Source organism: Kocuria sp. CH-021, assembly GCF_049716185.1.
Classification (GTDB): domain Bacteria; phylum Actinomycetota; class Actinomycetes; order Actinomycetales; family Micrococcaceae; genus Kocuria; species Kocuria cellulosilytica.
This window is the reverse complement of sequence record NZ_JBNAFK010000009.1, coordinates 94,681-110,762: the sequence shown is the minus strand read 5'-3', so window position 1 is coordinate 110,762 and position 16,082 is coordinate 94,681. Positions and strand designations below refer to the sequence as shown.

Genomic DNA, 16,082 nt, shown 5'->3' with positions numbered 1-16,082 from the left:
GTGACTATGGTCTCTGTGAGCTGGTCCACATGTCAACCGCACAGCGAACGGAGCACCGCAGTGAGCACACCCGACCGGAACGTCGTCCTTCCTCCCCGGTGCCTCCGGTGACGGCCGCGGAGCAGGCGGGCACCGCCCGTCCGGACATGGTGGGCAAGGCCCTGCGGCTGCTCGAACTGCTGGGGGAGCACCCCGGCGGGCTGACCGCGGCCGAGGCGACCAGGATCTGCGGCTACCCCTTCAGCACCACGTACCGGCTCCTCAACGCGCTCGTCCGGGACGGCTTCGCCGAGCTGCAGGAGGACCGGCGCTACGTCCTGGGGCTGAAGATCTTCCGTGCGGCCCACGGCGTGGCCCAGCGCCTCGGGATCACCGGGACGGTCGTGCCCGTGCTGCGGCGGATGGTGGAGCGCACGGGCGAGTCCTGCCTGTTCGCCGTCCTGGACGGCGACCGGTTCCACACCCTCGCCAAGGAGGACGGCCCGGACTTCCGGGTCACCTCCGACCCCGGCTACCGCGGCGCGCTGCACTCCTCGGCCCTGGGGCTGTGCCTGCTCGCGTTCGCCCCGGACGAGGTGCGCGAGCACCTCCTCGACACGGTCGAGCTCGAGCCGCGCACCCCGAGCACGCTCACGGACCGGGACGAGCTGCGCCGGCGGGTCGAACGGATCCGGCGTGCGGGCTGGGCCACCCAGGACCAGGAGCACGACGTGGGCATGGTCGCCGTCGCGGTGCCCGTCCTGCGGCCGGGCGGGGGGTGCGTCGGCTCGCTCGCGCTGTCCGCACCGGTGTTCCGCCACCGGCTCGAGGACCTCGTGGACATGGTGCCGGCCCTCCAGGAGGCGGCCGGGGAGCTGGGCGCCCGGCTCCCCGGCTGACCGGCCGGCGCGCGCTCAGGGGACGGAGTCGCCGCGCGCCGCCGTGAGCAGGGCGTACCAGTCCTCGTGGTCCAGCCGGGACGCGAGCTCCTCCGCCCCGGCGCACGCGGCGATCCGCTCCGGGTCGGTGGTGCCCAGCACGGGACGGATCCCGCCGGGGTGCCGCATGAGCCACGCGAGGACCACCGCCTCGCCGGAGGCGCCGTGCGCGGCGGCGACCCGGTGGACCGCCGCCGCGGTGGCCGCGGCGTGCTGGTCCTCCGGCGGGATCGGCGCGCCGGTGTACAGGCCGCGGGCCAGGGCGCCCCACGCCTGCACCTCGATGCCGTCCGCCGCGCAGTACTCCAGGAGCCCCTCCGGGAACGAGTGCTCGGCACCCCCGGGGTGGTTGACGAGGATCTGCTGCTCCACGAAGCTGCGGTGCCGCAGGCTCAGCTCGAGCTGCACCGCGGTGACGGGCGTGCTCAGCAGCTGCTGGTAGCGGGACACCTGGCGGGTCGACATGTTGGACAGGCCCACGGAGCGGATCAGCCCCTCCTTGCGCAGCTCGTCCAGTGTCCCCGCGACCTCCTGGAGGTCGGCCAGCGGGTCGGGCCGGTGCAGCATGAGCCGCTCCACCGAGTCCACGCGGAGCCGGCGCAGGGAACCCTCGAGGCTGCTCCGGATCGTGTCCCGGTCCAGCCGGTAGTGGGTCGGCGCGCCGGGCGCGGCGGTGTTGCCGGGCAGGCGCACCCCGCACTTGGTCTGCAGGGTCGTCCTGCGCCCCAGCTCCGGGTCCTCGGCGAGCAGCTCGCCGAAGACCGCCTCGGACTTGCCGTTCGCGTAGATGTCGGCGTGGTCGAAGTCGGTGATGCCCGCGTCCAGCGCGGCGTGCACCGCGGCGCGGGCGCGGTCCACGGTCGCCGCGCTCGCCGGGGCGTCGTCCCAGGACCCGCCGATGGTCATGCAGCCGTAGATCAGGCGGGAGCTCACGGGCGGTCCTCCCCCTCGGGCACCCCGGCGTCCCGGGTGGGGCTCTGCTGCTCCGGGCTCTGCTGCCCGGTGCCGTGCTGCTCGGTGCCCCGCTCCTCCAGGCGCTGCTGCTCCGCGGACCAGCGCAGGCGGGCGGCCGCCCCGTAGGCGGCTCCGGACTCCTGCATCCGGCCCGCGCGCTCGTAGAGCCGGCCCAGCGCGGTGAAGCACTCGGCCTGCTCCGTGGCGGTGGCCTCGGTCTCCTGGTAGAAGTCCAGTGCCCGGTTGTACGCGGTGATGGCCTGGGTGTGCCGCTCGCCCAGTTCGTACACCCGCCCGAGGTTGACGTGGCACTGCGCCTGGTCCTGCGCCTCGTGCGGGGCGTCGAGGTACTGGCCCAGGGCGTCGAGGAGGTGCTCCTCGGCGTCGTGGGCGCGGTCCAGCTCGAGCAGCAGGCTGCCCAGGATCAGGTGCGTGCGGGCCTTGTGCTTGCCGCTGCCCGGGATGCGGCCGAAGAGCCCGAGGGCGTGCTCGTAGGCGGTGAGGGACCGGCCGGGACGGTTCATCCCGAGGTAGAGGTGGCCCAGGTTGTAGTGGCAGGCGGCCTGCTCCTGGAGGGAGTCGCTCTCCTCCTCGAAGAGCGCGATGGCCTGCTGGTAGGCGGTCTCGGCCTCGTCGAGCCGGCCGCGGTCCTCGGCGTCGAGGGCCCGGGTGAAGAACCCGTGCCCGTCCTGGGGATAGCTCATGCGGATTCCTTTCTCGGCCGGGTCTCCCACGGGGTGGCGGGGGCTACGCAGGGTGCGGGTCCCGTGGACGGGGGGTCCGCCGGCCCAGCGCGAACCACAGTCCCGCGCCGGCGACGGGGAACGCGAGGATCACGAGCAGCCACAGCAGGCGCAGCACGGGGTCCGGGGCCGGGCTGCGCAGCAGGGAGACCGAGGCGGCGACCATCAGCGCGACGACGACCGCTCCGGCCGCCGTCGCACCGCTCTCCCACGCTCCCGTCCGCACGGCCTCGGCGCCGCCGGCCGCGAGGACGGTCAAGGTGCTCATGCATCGATACTGGCACCGCGGGGGCGGGTGGACAAGGGCGGGCGCCGGGCCGTGCCGGTGTCCGGTCCCCCGTAGAGTGGGCTCCGTCACCGCTCAGCACGCTGATAAAATATGCAGGACGATCGCAACCCCGAGGAGAGTCCACGATGTCCACCTCCGACGACCGCCCGTACGACCAGGAGTCCGCCCACGAGGAGCCCGCGGCCGGGCGCTCCGGCGGACCGGACACCGACGACACCGGGGTGGAGCGCCACGCGCCCAGCTCGGCGACCGAGCTGTGGGACCACAACGCCTACGGGCGGGAGGACGGCGACATCGGCGGGTCCGCGACCTCGAGCCCGGCCGACACCCGGGACCCGCGCGGCGGGGCCCCCGCCTACAACATCGACGCCGGGGACGACGACGCCGTCCGGCACGGCGACGACTCCGGCCGCGACGACGGCACGGACGTGCGCCGGACCGGCGAGTCGCTGACCGGGGCGGACGCGACCGCCGGTGACGGCCGGGCGAGCGTCGGCGACGAGGGGCCCGAGGCCCGGCGTGCCGGCCGGCCGGACGCACCGTCCGGCACCGGCGACCAGGCCTTCGACCAGGAGGCGGCCGACCGGGAGGGGGCCGTGCAGGAGGCCAGCGCCCGGGACGCCACCGTGCCGGAGGCCGGCGCCCGGGACGCCACCGCCGAGGACACCGGCCGGGGCCCGGCCACCCCGGACACCGGCGGCCGGGGCCCGGCGGGGCGCGGTGCCGGCCGCCACGCCGCCGGGGACGAGGACCCCGGCCCCGGGGACGCGGGCTCCCTGCGCGGTGCGCAGCCGGGGCAGAGCCCCTCCGTGGTCCGGCACGAGGAGCGCCTGCAGGTCGGGACGGAGCGGGTCGAGACCGGGCGGACCCGGCTGCGCAAGTACGTGGTGGAGGAGCCGGTGCGCGCCGAGCAGACCCTGGCGTCCGAGGACGTCGAGGAGATCCGCACCCCCGTCACCGAGGAGGAGCGCGAGGCGTTCCTCGGCGGCGCGGAGCTGCCGGTGGGAGAGGACGAGGTCATCCTCTACCGGGAGGTGCCCGTGGTGCGGACGGTGCGCGTGCCCTACGAGCGGGTGCGCCTGGCGGTGCGCCGCACGGAGCGCACCGAGGCGGTCGAGGAGACCGTGCGCAAGGAGCGGATCGACGTCGAGGAGGACTGATCCCTCCCGGCACGGACGCGGCCCCGCCCCCCGCCCGGGGGGGGGCGGGCCCGGGGGGGGCGCGGGGGGGCCCCCCGCCCCCCCCCCCCCCGCCCCCGCCCCCGCCCGGGGGCGGGCCCGCGTCCGTGCCGGTGCGGATCGGGTGTTCACCCAGCGCGGAGCCGCTCCCGGGGGCTTGTGCCCCGCCTCACGGGAGTGCAGTAATGATCAGTGAGCTGGTCGTTCCGGTCCGTGCGGTCCGGGACCGGCCGGTGCCGACGACGTGACGACGACCGGGAGGTCCACCATGCGCAAGAGGCTGAACAGGATGCGGAAGAGGACCGGGGAGCAGGCGCCCATGGCCCCCGGCGTCCCCGGCAGCGAGACCGCCCCGGTCGCGGAGCCCACGACCCCCCGCCCGCCGCTGCCGCCCAAGCCGGACCAGGGCACGCCCGAGCCCGTGAGCCCCACGGGCCAGGACACCGGGGCCGACCCGACTCTCAACGCCCAGGGCGGGGAGTACCTGACCACCGCCCACGGCGCCCGGCGCAGCGACACCGACCACTCCCTGAAGGCGGGCCGGCGCGGGCCCGTGCTCCTGCAGGACCACCACTTCCGGGAGAAGGTCAGCCACTTCGACCACGAGCGCATCCCGGAGCGCGTGGTGCACGCCCGCGGCGCCGGCGCCCACGGCGTGTTCCGCTCCTACGGCACCGCGAGCAGGATCTCCTCCGCGGCGGTGTTCCAGAAGGACGTCGAGACCCCGGTCTTCGTGCGGTTCTCGACCGTGCTCGGCTCGCGCGGCTCCGCCGACCTCGCCCGCGACACCCGCGGCTTCGCCACGAAGTTCTACACCTCCGAGGGCACCTGGGACCTCGTGGGCAACAACATCCCCGTGTTCTTCATCCAGGACGCCATCAAGTTCCCGGACGTCATCCACGCCGGCAAGCCCCACCCGGACCGGGAGATCCCGCAGGCGCAGTCCGCGCACGACACCTTCTGGGACTTCGTCTCCCTGCACACCGAGGCCCAGCACCACACGATCTGGAACATGTCGGACCGCGGCATCCCCCGCTCCTACCGCACGATGGAGGGCTTCGGCATCCACACCTTCCGGCTCGTGGACGACGCGGGCCGCAGCGTGCTCGTGAAGTTCCACTGGAAGCCGAAGCTGGGCGTGCACTCGGTGCTGTGGGAGGAGGCCCAGATCGCGATGGGCATGGACCCCGACGTGCACCGCCGGGACCTCGCCGACGCCATCGAGGCCGGGGCCCACCCCGAGTGGGAGCTCGGGGTCCAGGTCTTCGAGGACAACGAGGAGCAGACGTTCGAGGGCATCGACCTGCTCGACCCCACGAAGATCGTCCCGGAGGAGCTCGCCCCCGTGGAGCCGGTGGGGCTGATGACGCTCAACCGCAACCCCTCGAACTACTTCGCCGAGACCGAGCAGGTCGCCTTCAACCCCAACAACCTGGTGCGCGGCATCGACGTGACCAACGACCCGCTGCTGCAGGGCCGGCTGTTCTCCTACCTGGACACCCAGCTCAGCCGGCTGGGCGGGCCCAACTGGACCCAGCTGCCGATCAACCGCCCGCACGCCCCCGTCAACGACATGCTCCGGGACGCGATGCACCAGACGGCGGTGCACTCCGGGGTCGCGCCCTACCACCCGAACTCGCTGGACGGGAACAACCCCTTCCCCGCCGACGAGCCGGCCCGTCCCTTCATCGACCACCCGGCCCCGGTCGCGGAGTCGGTCAAGGAGCGCGGGAACCCCGTGTCCTTCGAGGACCACTACACCCAGACGCGGCTGTTCTGGCTGTCGATGAGCGACGTGGAGAAGGAGCACATCGCGCAGGCGTACACGTTCGAGCTCGGCAAGTGCTGGGAGCAGTCCGTCAAGGAGCGCCAGCTGCAGTCGCTCGCCAACATCGACGAGAAGCTGTGCGCCGTGGTCGCGCGGGGACTGGGGCTGCCGGCGCCGAAGCCCACCGTCAAGCACGGGCGGATCACGCCCAGCCCGGCCCTGTCCCAGGTCGGCGGGCAGTGGCCCCTCGACGGCCGCCAGGTGGGCATCGTGGTGGGCCCGGACCCGGACGAGAACGACCTCGCGGCCGTGGTCTCCGCGATCGACGACGCCGGGATGGTGCCGCTGGTCGTCGCCCCGCACGGCGGGCCGGTGGGGCGCGGCGGGAAGCTCGTGGCCCACCGGACCTATCTCACGGCGCGCTCGGTCGAGTTCGACTCGGTGCTCGTGGCCGGCGCCGTCCCCCCGGCCCCGGACGCCCAGCAGGGCCTCGACGCGAAGGCCGGGGCCGTCTCCGCCGGCGGCGTGGACCCGCGCGTGCACCTGCTGCTCGGCGAGGTGTTCCGCCAGGCCAAGGCCATCGGCTCCTGGGGCTCCAAGGGGCAGGTGCTCGCCGCGGCGGGCCTGCCCGAGGGCGCCCCCGGCGTGGTCTCCGGCAAGGACTCCGCCGCCGTGGTCGAGCAGGTGGTCACGCTCATGAAGAGCCACCGCGCCTGGGAGCGGTTCCCGGTCTCCGGCCGCCTCTGACCCGCCCTCCTTCCGCGAAGTCACCGCTTCTGCCCGAGACCGCCGCCGACCTGCGGTGTCCTCGGGCAGGAGCGGTGACCTCGGCGGTCGGGGAGGGGCTCAGAAGCGGCCCAGCTCCTCCCGCAGCGCCGAGCCGAGGTCGGGGTGGCGGAACCGGTAGCCGCGGTCGATGGCCCGGTCCGCCGAGACCCGCTGGTCCGCGAGGGCCATGAGCTCGGCGCCCTCGGACCCGAGCACCAGCTTCGGCCCGAACCCCGGCGTGGGCAGCAGGGCCGGCCGGCCGAGGACCTTCCCGAGGGTCCGGGCGTAGTCGCGGCCCGTCACGGGCATCGGGGCCACGGCGTTGACGGGCCCGTGCAGGCCGGGGGAGAGCACCGCGTGGGCGAACAGGCCCACCACGTCGTCCAGCGAGATCCAGCTCAGCCACTGGTCCCCGGAGCCGAGCCGTCCGCCCAGCCCCGCGAGGAACAGCGGCAGCTGGGCCTTCAGGGCGCCGCCGGCGGGGCTCTGCACCACCCCGGTGCGCATCGTGACCACGCGGGTGCCGATGGCCTCGGCCTCCTGGGCGGCCCCTTCCCACGCGGTGCAGACCTCGGCGAGGAAGTCGTCGCCCGGCGGGGACTTCTCCGTGACGGTCTCCCCGTGCGTGTCCGCCCCGTAGTACCCGATCGCGGAGCCGTTGACCAGCGCGGACGGGGCCTCGTCGCCGAGCGCGGTGAGGGCGCGCACCAGCAGCCGGGTGCCCAGCACCCGCGAGTCGTGGATCTGCTCCTTCGCCGCGTCCGTGAGCCGGCCGCCGATGTTCCGCCCGGCCAGGTTCACCACGACGTCCACGCCCCGCAGCGCGGCGGGGTCCAGCGTCCCGGCCGCCGGGTCCCACGAGATCTCGTCGGGGGTGCGCGCCTCGCGGCGCACGAGGCGCAGGACCGTGTGGCCCCCGGTGCCGAGCAGCGCCGCCAACTGGACGCCGATGGTGCCCGAGGCCCCCGTGACGGCGACGGTCAGGGGCCGGCCGGGATAGCGGCCGTGGAAGTCGAGGTCGGCGGCCAGCCGCCGGGAGCGGGCCTCGAACTGGCGTCCCAGCGCCGGGCTCATCAGCCGGTCCCCGAACGCCCTGCTGCCGGGCAGCGCCGCGTACTCCACCGTGTCGGTGACCAGGGTGCCGCCGTGCCCGTCGTCGTCGAACCGGTGGTGGTGCTCCCACGAGGCGAGCGGGCCCTTCACCATCCGGTCCCGGAACTCCCGGCCCGGGACGAAGCCGTGGTGCTCGGCGGTCCAGGGCACCGAGGCCAGCCCGTAGGAGCCCGGCACGGCGACCCGGAGCCGCGACCGCGTGCCGTCCCGCAGCGGGGGCGAGGACTCCTCCACCACGGACCCCGTCCAGGCGGGGGTCAGCCGTGTGAGCGCCCCCGGGCGGGCGTGCCAGGCGAAGACGTCCTCGACGGGGTGGGGCACGCGGGAGCTGAACGTGAAGGTGGTCATGCGTGCCACTCAACCCGCAATGCCCCGGTTCGTCCAGGACCTGGCGCCGTGGGCCGTCCGTGTCCCGCTCCGGGCCGCGGGGCGGGCGCCCCTGCGCCCGGGCCCCGTGCCGCCCGCTTGCCCCGGGGCGGGCCGTCGCCCAGAGTGGGGACGTGCAGACCCCCGGACGCATCGCGCTCATCCGCCACGGCCAGACCGACTGGAACCTCGAGGAGAGGCTCCAGGGCGCCACGGACGTCCCCCTCAACGACACCGGGCGGGAGCAGGCGCGGGCCGCCGCCCGGCACCTGCGGGCCGAGGCCCTTGGCTGGGACGTGCTGGTGTCCTCGCCGCTGGGCCGGGCCGTGGAGACCGCGCGGATCATCGGCGGGGCCCTGGGCCTCGAGCTCGCGGCGACCTACGACGAGCTCGTGGAGCGCGGCTTCGGCCCGCACGAGGGCTCGCGCCTGGCCGGCCTCGAGGGGGCCGCGCGGGAACGGATCCTCTCCGCGGGGGAGCCGGCGGAGGCGGTCGCACGCCGCGGCCTGGCGGCCCTGCGCCGGATCCGCGACGACCACCCCGGGCGCAGCGTGCTGGTCGTGGCGCACGGCTCGCTCATCCGGCTGACGGTCTCCGAGCTCAACGGGGAGGCCCATCCCCGGGTCCGCAACTGCGAGGTGGTCCCCGTGCGGACGGAGGTCCTCGGCGCCGCGCGCCTGCGAGATGACGTGTCGGAATCCACCGCACCCTGACAGCCCCGGCTTCGTTCAATAAGCTGAGGCCATCAGGGACGGTCCCACGAGGTGCCGTCCACCCCCTGCGGCGGCGACGGTGGCGCACAGAACGCGCCCCCGGCCGCCCACGGCGACGAAGGCGTGATGCGGCTGTGGCCTCTGACCAGTACACGATCCCCGACGAGGACCGGACCGAGGCGATCCGCGTGATCCCGAGGGCCCCCGAGTGGACCGGGGACCGGGAGTGGATCAACGAGTACTACCGCCACGTCCCGCAGGACGACCTGCTGGCCCGCACCGAGGACCAGCTGCGCGAGCGCGCCGAGCACCACCACGACGTGGGCCGGACCCGGGCGCCGCGGGAGATCGCCGTGGGCGTGCGCCAGGAGGACTCGACCTCCGTGGTCTTCGTGGTCACCGAGGACGTCCCCTACCTCGTGAGCACCGTGTCCGCGGAGATCGCCGCCAAGTGGGGCGGCGCCCGCCTGCTCATCCACCCCGTGCTCGTCGCCGCCCGGGACGCGGAGACCCACGAGCTGCGCCGGCTCCAGCAGGTGCCGGACTTCTCGGCGACCTCCAGCGGCGACACCACCGCGCTGCCCAGCCTGGCCGGCTTCCGCTCGGACGGCTCCACCACGCACGTCGTGGAGTCCTGGATCTCCGTGGAGCTGTCCCGGCAGATCTCGGACGACACCGCCCAGGAGCTCGTGGACCGGCTCTCGAGCCTGCTCGAGGACGTCCGGCGGGTCGACGACGACCAGGTGGAGCTCAAGGAGCGCGTCGGGCAGCTCGCGGACGAGCTCGACCGGCTGCGGCAGCTGGACCTGCCGGAGGGCGGGCACCCGCCGCTGGTCGGGCCGTCCCAGGAGTTCCTGCGCTGGCTGCCCCGGGGCAACTTCATCCTCATGGGCTTCAAGGAGTACGACCTCGAGGACACCGGTGACGGGCTCTCCCTGGTCAGCCGCCCCGGGACCGGCCGGGGCCTGCTCGTGGAGCACGACGCCAGGCCGCACCGGCAGGTCCTGACCGGCCTGGGCCGGGAGCACGCGCGCGAGGCCGGCACGCTGTTCATCACGAAGGCCAACCGCCGCTCGTCGATCCACCGCCGGGAGTACCTCGACTACATCGGCGTCGCCAAGTACGACGACGAGGGCCGGATCGTGGGCGAGTACCTGGTGCTGGGGCTCTTCACCCGCCGCGCCTACAACACGCCGGCCCGCGAGACGCCGCTGATCAAGGAGAAGATGGCGGAGGTCGCCGAGCGGTTCGGCTTCCTCGAGGACTCGCACTCCGCCCGGGACCTCATGGGCAACATCGAGGACTACCCGCGCGACGAGCTGTTCCACATGACCGCGGACGAGCTCTACGACATCATGCGCGGCGTCATGGGCCTGGACGAGCGGCGCCAGACCCGCCTGTTCCTGCGCCAGGACCACTTCGGGCGGTTCATGTCCGCGGTCGTCTTCCTCCCCCGCGACCGGTACAACACGTCGGTGCGCCGGCGGATCGAGGAGGAGCTCGAGCGCACCTTCGACGCCGAGTCCATCGACTTCGACGCCCGGCTGTCCTCCTCGACGCTCGCCCGCCTGTTCTTCCGCATCCGGCTGCCGTACACCGGTGAGGTGCAGTCCTTCGACCGGGAGGGCCTGGAGGCGCGGCTGCGGGCCGCGGTGCGCTCCTGGCCGGAGGCGCTGGCCCGGGCGATCCACCGGAACTTCCCGGAGGAGCTCGCGCGCACCCACGCCGAGAACTGGGCGGAGGCGTTCCCGGACGCCTACCGGGCGGACTACGAGATCGAGGAGGCGCTCCTGGACCTCCAGCGCTGCGAGGAGCTGTGGGGACGGGACCCGGACCTGCCCGCGGAGGTGCGCGTCGTCGACGACCCCGCGGGCGTGCGGCTGAACATCTACCTGACCCGTTCGCTGTCCCTCACCGCGCTGCTGCCGATGCTGCAGAACCTCGGCCTGACGGTCCTCGACCAGAAGCCGTACGAGGTCGCCCCCGCCGACGGCCGGCACTTCCAGCTCTACGACTTCGGGGTGCGGCTGCCGGAGGGCGTGGACGCGACCGGCCCGGAGGACGCCAAGACCGAGGACCTCATCGAGGACACCCTGTGCGCGGTGCTGGCCAACCGCTCGGAGTCGGACTCCCTGAACCGGCTGGTGCTGACGGAGCGCATGACGTGGCGGACCGTGGCGGTGCTGCGCTCCTACGTCCGGTACCTCCTGCAGCTGGGGCACCCCAACTCCTTCGACTACATCGCGGACACGCTCCTGGCGTTCCCCGAGGTCACCCGGGCGCTCGTCGAGTTCTTCGACGCGAGCTTCAACCCGGCGCTCGACGACGCCGTGCGCGCCTCCCAGCGCGACGCCGCGCAGGGCCGGCTCACCGAGGCCCTGGACGAGGTGCCGACCCTGGACGCGGACAAGCTGCTGCGGGCCCTGGCCGAGATCATGGCCGCGACCCTGCGCACCAACGTGTACCGGCACCGCCCCACCATGGCGTTCAAGCTGGACCCCCGGCGGATCAGCACGGCCCCGCTGCCGCACCCGATGTTCGAGGTCTGGGTGTGGTCCCCGCGGGTCGAGGGCACGCACCTGCGCTTCGGGCCGGTGGCCCGCGGCGGCCTGCGCTGGTCGGACCGCCGCGAGGACTTCCGCACCGAGGTCCTGGGCCTGGTCAAGGCGCAGATGGTGAAGAACTCCGTGATCGTGCCCAACGGGGCGAAGGGCGGGTTCTACCCCAAGCAGCTGCCGGAGCCGGCCGTGGACCGGGACGCCTGGGTGGCCGAGGGCCGGGAGGCCTACAAGCTGTTCATCGCCTCGCTGCTGGACATCACCGACAACCTCGTCCGGGACGAGTCCGGCCGGGACGTCGCCGTGCACCCGGAGCAGGTGGTGCGCCGCGACGGGCAGGACTCCTACCTGGTGGTGGCCGCGGACAAGGGCACGGCGTCCTTCTCGGACACCGCCAACGCGATCTCCGCGGAGTACGGGTTCTGGCTCGGGGACGCCTTCGCCTCGGGCGGCTCGGTGGGCTACGACCACAAGGCCATGGGCATCACCGCCCGGGGGGCCTGGGAGTCGGTGAAGCGGCACTTCTTCGCCCTCGGCGTCGACACCCAGACCGAGGACTTCACCGTGGTGGGCGTGGGCGACATGTCCGGCGACGTGTTCGGCAACGGCATGCTGCTCTCCGAGCACATCCGGCTGGTCGCCGCGTTCGACCACCGCGACATCTTCCTCGACCCCGACCCGGACCCGGCGGTCTCCTACGCCGAGCGCGAGCGGCTGTTCGGCCGCCCCCGGTCCTCGTGGCAGGACTACGACCCGGAGAAGATCTCGGCCGGCGGCGGCGTGTACTCGCGCACCGTGAAGTCGGTGCCGATCTCCCCGCAGGTCCGCGAGGCCCTCGACCTCGACGACGGCGTCGAGGAGCTCTCCCCGATCGAGCTGATGCGGGCGATCCTGACGGCGCCCGCCGACCTGCTGTACAACGGCGGGATCGGCACGTACGTGAAGTCGGCGCAGGAGACCTCCACGGACGTGGGGGACAAGGCCAACGACGCGATCCGCGTCGACGGCCGGGACCTGCGGGCCAAGGTCGTCGGCGAGGGCGGGAACCTGGGCTGCACCCAGCTCGGCCGGGTGGAGGCCGCCCTGAACGGGGTGCTGATCAACACGGACGCGATCGACAACTCCGGGGGCGTGGAGTCCTCCGACCGCGAGGTCAACATCAAGATCCTCGTGGACCGCATGGTCGTGGCCGGGGAGCTCTCCGCGGACGAGCGCGCGGACTTCATCGAGGCCATGACCGACGAGGTCGCCGGGCTGGTGCTCGAGACCAACGTGGCGCAGAACGTGCTGCTCACCACGGAGCGGGCCCGCGTGCGGTCCCTCAACGAGGCCTACATCCGGTTCATGCACTGGCTCGAGGAGGCGGCCGACCTCGACCGGGAGATCGAGTTCCTGCCCACCGACGAGCAGCTGCGCGAGCGGGTCCGCACGGGCCACGGGCTCACGTCCCCGGAGCTGTCCGTGCTGGCGGCCTACGCCAAGATCCAGCTCTCGGAGGCCCTGGTGGAGGGCGGCCTCGCCGAGGACCCGTGGTTCGTGGAGGTCCTGGAGGCCTACTTCCCGGAGCAGATCACGCGGCGCTTCGGCGAGCTCGTGGGCACCCACCCCCTGCGCGCCGAGATCATCGGCACGGTCGTGGCCAACCAGATGGTCAACTACGGCGGCATCCCCTTCGTCTACCGCGTGATGGAGGAGACCGGGTGCGGGCCCGTGGAGGTGGCCCGCGCCTTCGTGGCCGCGGTGCAGATCTACGAGATCGACCGCTACGCCCACCAGCACCGGGAGCTGCCCGCGGACGTGCCCACCGAGATGTGGGACCGGATGTTCCTGGACATGCGCCGCCTGCTGGACCGCGTGGTGCGCTGGCTCATCAACCGGGAGGAGACCGCCAACCCGGTCGCCGAGGTCATCGACCGCTACAAGCCCACGGTGGACATCCGGTTCCTCGAGGACCGGCTGCTCGGGGAGGACTCCCGGCAGCGGGTCGACTCCCGGGCGGAGGCCGCCGAGCGGCAGGGCGTCCCCGGCCCGCTGGCCACGGAGTGGTCGCAGCTGCTGGACGCGTTCGCGCTGCTGGACGTGGCCCGCCTCGCCCATGCCTCCGGGGAGGCGATCGCCGAGGACGGCAGCCTCGACGAGGAGCAGATCAAGACCATCGCCAAGGTCTACTTCCGGCTCTACGACCGCTACCGCATCGAGAGCCTGCTCAACCGGATCACCGGCCTGCCGCAGACCACGCGCTGGGAGAACCTGGCGCGGATGTCCATGCGGGAGGACGTCTACGCGACCCTGGTGGCCCTCGCCGACCAGGCCCTCGAGGCGCCCGGGCAGGACGCGCGGCAGAAGGTCGAGGCCTGGGAGGCCAGCAACGAGTCCCGGCTGAGCCGGCTGCGGGAGGTGCTGGGGGAGATCGAGGCCGAGGACACGGGCGAGGCCTCCGCCGAGCTCGCGTCCCTGTCCGTGGCGCTGCGGACCATGCGCAGCGCGCTGGCCGGGTAGGACGGCCCGTGCGGGGAACGGCCGCGGTCGTCGGCTCGGGGCCCAACGGGCTGGCTGCGGCCGTGGTGCTGGCCCGTGCGGGGCTCGACGTCACGGTCCACGAGGCGGCGGGCGCGGCCGGGGGCGCGGCCCGCTCCGCCGCCGCCCTCGGCCCCGGCACGGTGGTCGACCTCGGCTCCGCCGTGCACCCCTTCGGCGTGGCCAGCCCGCTGTTCGCCCGGCTGGGCCTGCACCGGCACGGCCTGGAGTGGCTGCACCCGCCGGTCGTCGCGGCGCACCCGCTCGACGACGGCCCGCCGGGCCTGCTGCACCGCTCGCTCGAGCGCACGGCGGCGGGGCTGGGTCCGGACGGCCGGGCGTGGTCCCTGCTGCACCGCGGCGTGGTGGAGCGCTGGGAGGAGACGGTCGAGTCCGTGCTGGGCCCGCTCGTGCGCGTGCCCGAGCACCCGCGGGCCCTGGCGTCCTTCGGCCTGCGCGCGCCGTGGCCCGCCGCGGCCACGGCGCGGGCGCTGTTCCGCACCGAGCAGGCCCGGGGGCTCTTCGCCGGGTCCGCCGCCCACGCGGTGCTGCCCCCGCGGCACGCCCTGACCTCCGCTTTCGGGACGCTGTTCGGCGCCGCCGCCCACGCCACCGGGTGGCCGGTCGCGCGCGGCGGCTCCCAGGCCGTCGTCGACGCCCTCGTGGCCGACCTCGAGGAGCACGGCGGCCGCGTGCTCCTCGGCTCCCCGGTGACGGACCTGGCCCGGGTGCGGCCGGCCGACGTCGTCCTGCTGGACCTCACGCCCCGGCAGGTGCTGGGCCTGCGCGGGCTCGAGCTGCCGGGCCGGTACCGGCGGGCGCTGGCCCGGTGGCGCTACGGCACGGCCTCCTACAAGGTGGACCTGCTGCTGGACGGCCCCGTGCCCTGGCGGGACCCGCGCGTGGCGCAGGCGGGGACCGTGCACGTGGGCGGGACCCTCGCCGAGATCGGCGCCGCGGAGCAGCAGGCCCGGGCCGGCCGGCTGCCGGAGCGCCCGTTCGTGCTCGTGGCGCAGCAGGGGGCGGCCGACCCGTCCCGGGCGCCCGCGGGCCGGGAGGTGCTGTGGGCCTACGCCCACGTCCCGCACGGGTGCGACGACCCCCGCGCGGGGGAGCGGGTGCTCGGCCAGCTCGAGCGCTTCGCCCCCGGGGTCCGCGACCGGGTCCTCGAGCGCGTGGACACCTCACCGGCCCGGCTGGAGGCGTGGAACGCGAACCTCGTGGGCGGGGACATCGGCGGCGGCTCCCTGGACGGGCTGCAGCAGGTGTTCCGCCCGGCCGTGCAGGCCGATCCCTACGCGACCGGGGTGCCGGGGGTCTGGCTGTGCTCGTCGTCGACCCCGCCGGGCGGCGGGGTGCACGGCATGGCCGGCTACCACGCCGCCCGCAGGGCGCTGCGGGGCCTGGCGCGGAGCCGGCGGGCCGCCGGCTGACCGGGGCTCAGGCGCCGATGCCGGCGTACGTCGTGGCCGCGAGCTCGCGGATCTGCGCCACGTAGCCGCGGGTCTCGGCGAACGGCGGGATCCCGCCGTGCCGCAGGACCGCCGTGGGCCCGGCGTTGTAGGCGGCGAGCACCAGGTCGATCTCCTCCTGGGCCGAGGCGGGCGCCAGTCCCCGCACCATGCGCCGCAGGTCCTTGAGATAGACGCCCTGGGCGCGGATGGCGGCCCGCGGGTCGAAGGGGTCGCCGCGCCCGTAGCGCTCCCACGTGTCCGGCATGAACTGGGCGAGACCCTGCGCGCCGGCGTGGCTGACGGCCCGCGGGTCCCACCGGCTCTCGACGTCCAGCTGGGCGGCCACGATCTCGGGCGGGAGCCCCGAGAGCTCGGCGGCGGCCAGGACGTCGTCGCCCCACGGCTCCGGCACGGGGGCGGTGCGGCTCGGCCCCTCGTCCGCGGGCGTCCCGCAGCACCCGGGGGTGTTGGCGTGGAAGAGCCCGCCGGTGCCGATCAGGAGCAGCACCACGGAGGCCAGCAGGAACCACGGGGAACCGCGCGGGGCAGGTTCCGCCGTGCGGGCTCCTCGGCCGCGGGCTTTCTCGGCGCGGGCTTCCTCGGCGCCGGCAGTATCGGCGCCGGTTCCTTCGGCGCCGGGGCGCGCGGGGTCCAGGACGGTGGTGGCCATCCGTTCCAGGCTAGGAGGACCCGGCCGTCCCGGTCTGCGGCCTCTTGGGGGGACAGCACCCGTCCCGCCCGGCG

The 16,082-nt window shown here is 74.5% G+C and carries 11 protein-coding genes; 6 read left to right on the top strand and 5 right to left on the bottom strand.

Annotated elements, in window-relative coordinates; all coding sequences use genetic code 11:
• Positions 1-107 precede the first annotated feature (107 nt).
• Positions 108-878: an IclR family transcriptional regulator gene (locus ACPYN7_RS08920; protein ID WP_424347408.1), complete on the top strand. Its 771-nt coding sequence runs from the start codon at positions 108-110 to the stop codon at positions 876-878.
• A gap of 15 nt (positions 879-893) precedes the next feature.
• On the opposite strand, the gene ACPYN7_RS08915 is transcribed toward ACPYN7_RS08920, so the two are convergent.
• From ACPYN7_RS08915 to ACPYN7_RS08905, 3 genes are read right to left on the bottom strand one after another with little or no spacing between them, the layout of a single operon-like run.
• Positions 894-1,850 carry an aldo/keto reductase gene (locus ACPYN7_RS08915; protein ID WP_424347407.1) on the bottom strand — a complete coding sequence of 319 codons (957 nt, stop codon included), beginning with the start codon at positions 1,848-1,850 and terminating at the stop codon, positions 894-896.
• Complete coding sequence (locus ACPYN7_RS08910; protein WP_058875191.1) at positions 1,847-2,575, bottom strand: tetratricopeptide repeat protein; 729 nt, start codon at positions 2,573-2,575, stop codon at positions 1,847-1,849. Before ACPYN7_RS08910 ends, ACPYN7_RS08915 begins: the two co-directional genes overlap by 4 nt.
• Positions 2,576-2,618: 43 nt before the next feature.
• Entirely contained in the window at positions 2,619-2,882 is a 264-nt protein-coding gene (locus ACPYN7_RS08905; protein ID WP_082697224.1) for a PLDc N-terminal domain-containing protein, read from the bottom strand.
• 146 nt (positions 2,883-3,028) lie between these two features.
• Between ACPYN7_RS08905 and ACPYN7_RS08900 the strand changes: the two genes are divergently transcribed.
• Positions 3,029-4,063 (top strand): YsnF/AvaK domain-containing protein, encoded by a 1,035-nt coding sequence (locus ACPYN7_RS08900; RefSeq protein WP_424347406.1) that lies wholly within the window; start codon positions 3,029-3,031, stop codon positions 4,061-4,063.
• A gap of 307 nt (positions 4,064-4,370) precedes the next feature.
• Entirely contained in the window at positions 4,371-6,596 is a 2,226-nt protein-coding gene (locus ACPYN7_RS08895) for a catalase (protein WP_424347405.1), read from the top strand.
• 99 nt (positions 6,597-6,695) lie between these two features.
• Here ACPYN7_RS08895 and ACPYN7_RS08890 read toward each other — a convergent pair whose 3' ends face one another.
• The gene (locus ACPYN7_RS08890; RefSeq protein WP_058875194.1) at positions 6,696-8,078 is read right to left on the bottom strand and encodes a TIGR01777 family oxidoreductase; all 1,383 of its coding nucleotides are present in this window, start codon (positions 8,076-8,078) and stop codon (positions 6,696-6,698) included.
• Between the two features lie 152 nt (positions 8,079-8,230).
• On the opposite strand from ACPYN7_RS08890, the gene ACPYN7_RS08885 reads away from it, so the two are divergent.
• From ACPYN7_RS08885 to ACPYN7_RS08875, 3 genes are all read left to right on the top strand, one after another.
• Positions 8,231-8,809, top strand: a complete 579-nt coding sequence (locus ACPYN7_RS08885; protein WP_424347404.1) for a histidine phosphatase family protein — start codon at positions 8,231-8,233, stop codon at positions 8,807-8,809.
• Between the two features lie 134 nt (positions 8,810-8,943).
• On the top strand, positions 8,944-13,866 hold the full coding sequence (locus ACPYN7_RS08880) for an NAD-glutamate dehydrogenase (RefSeq protein ID WP_424347403.1): 4,923 nt from the start codon (positions 8,944-8,946) through the stop codon (positions 13,864-13,866).
• A gap of 8 nt (positions 13,867-13,874) precedes the next feature.
• Complete coding sequence (locus ACPYN7_RS08875) at positions 13,875-15,317, top strand: phytoene desaturase family protein (RefSeq protein ID WP_058875196.1); 1,443 nt, start codon at positions 13,875-13,877, stop codon at positions 15,315-15,317.
• Between the two features lie 7 nt (positions 15,318-15,324).
• Here ACPYN7_RS08875 and ACPYN7_RS08870 read toward each other — a convergent pair whose 3' ends face one another.
• Positions 15,325-16,008 (bottom strand): lytic transglycosylase domain-containing protein, encoded by a 684-nt coding sequence (locus ACPYN7_RS08870; RefSeq protein WP_082697226.1) that lies wholly within the window; start codon positions 16,006-16,008, stop codon positions 15,325-15,327.
• Positions 16,009-16,082: the final 74 nt, after the last annotated feature.

Excerpts from the sequence above, each read along its gene's own strand:
- ACPYN7_RS08910 (WP_058875191.1), bottom strand. The coding sequence starts at position 2,575 with ATGAGCTATCCCCAGGACGGGCACGGGTTCTTCACCCGGGCCCTCGAC.
- ACPYN7_RS08905 (WP_082697224.1), bottom strand. The coding sequence starts at position 2,882 with ATGAGCACCTTGACCGTCCTCGCGGCCGGCGGCGCCGAGGCCGTGCGG.
- ACPYN7_RS08900 (WP_424347406.1), top strand. The coding sequence starts at position 3,029 with ATGTCCACCTCCGACGACCGCCCGTACGACCAGGAGTCCGCCCACGAG.
- ACPYN7_RS08895 (WP_424347405.1), top strand. The coding sequence starts at position 4,371 with ATGCGGAAGAGGACCGGGGAGCAGGCGCCCATGGCCCCCGGCGTCCCC.
- ACPYN7_RS08890 (WP_058875194.1), bottom strand. The coding sequence starts at position 8,078 with ATGACCACCTTCACGTTCAGCTCCCGCGTGCCCCACCCCGTCGAGGAC.
- ACPYN7_RS08870 (WP_082697226.1), bottom strand. The coding sequence starts at position 16,008 with ATGGCCACCACCGTCCTGGACCCCGCGCGCCCCGGCGCCGAAGGAACC.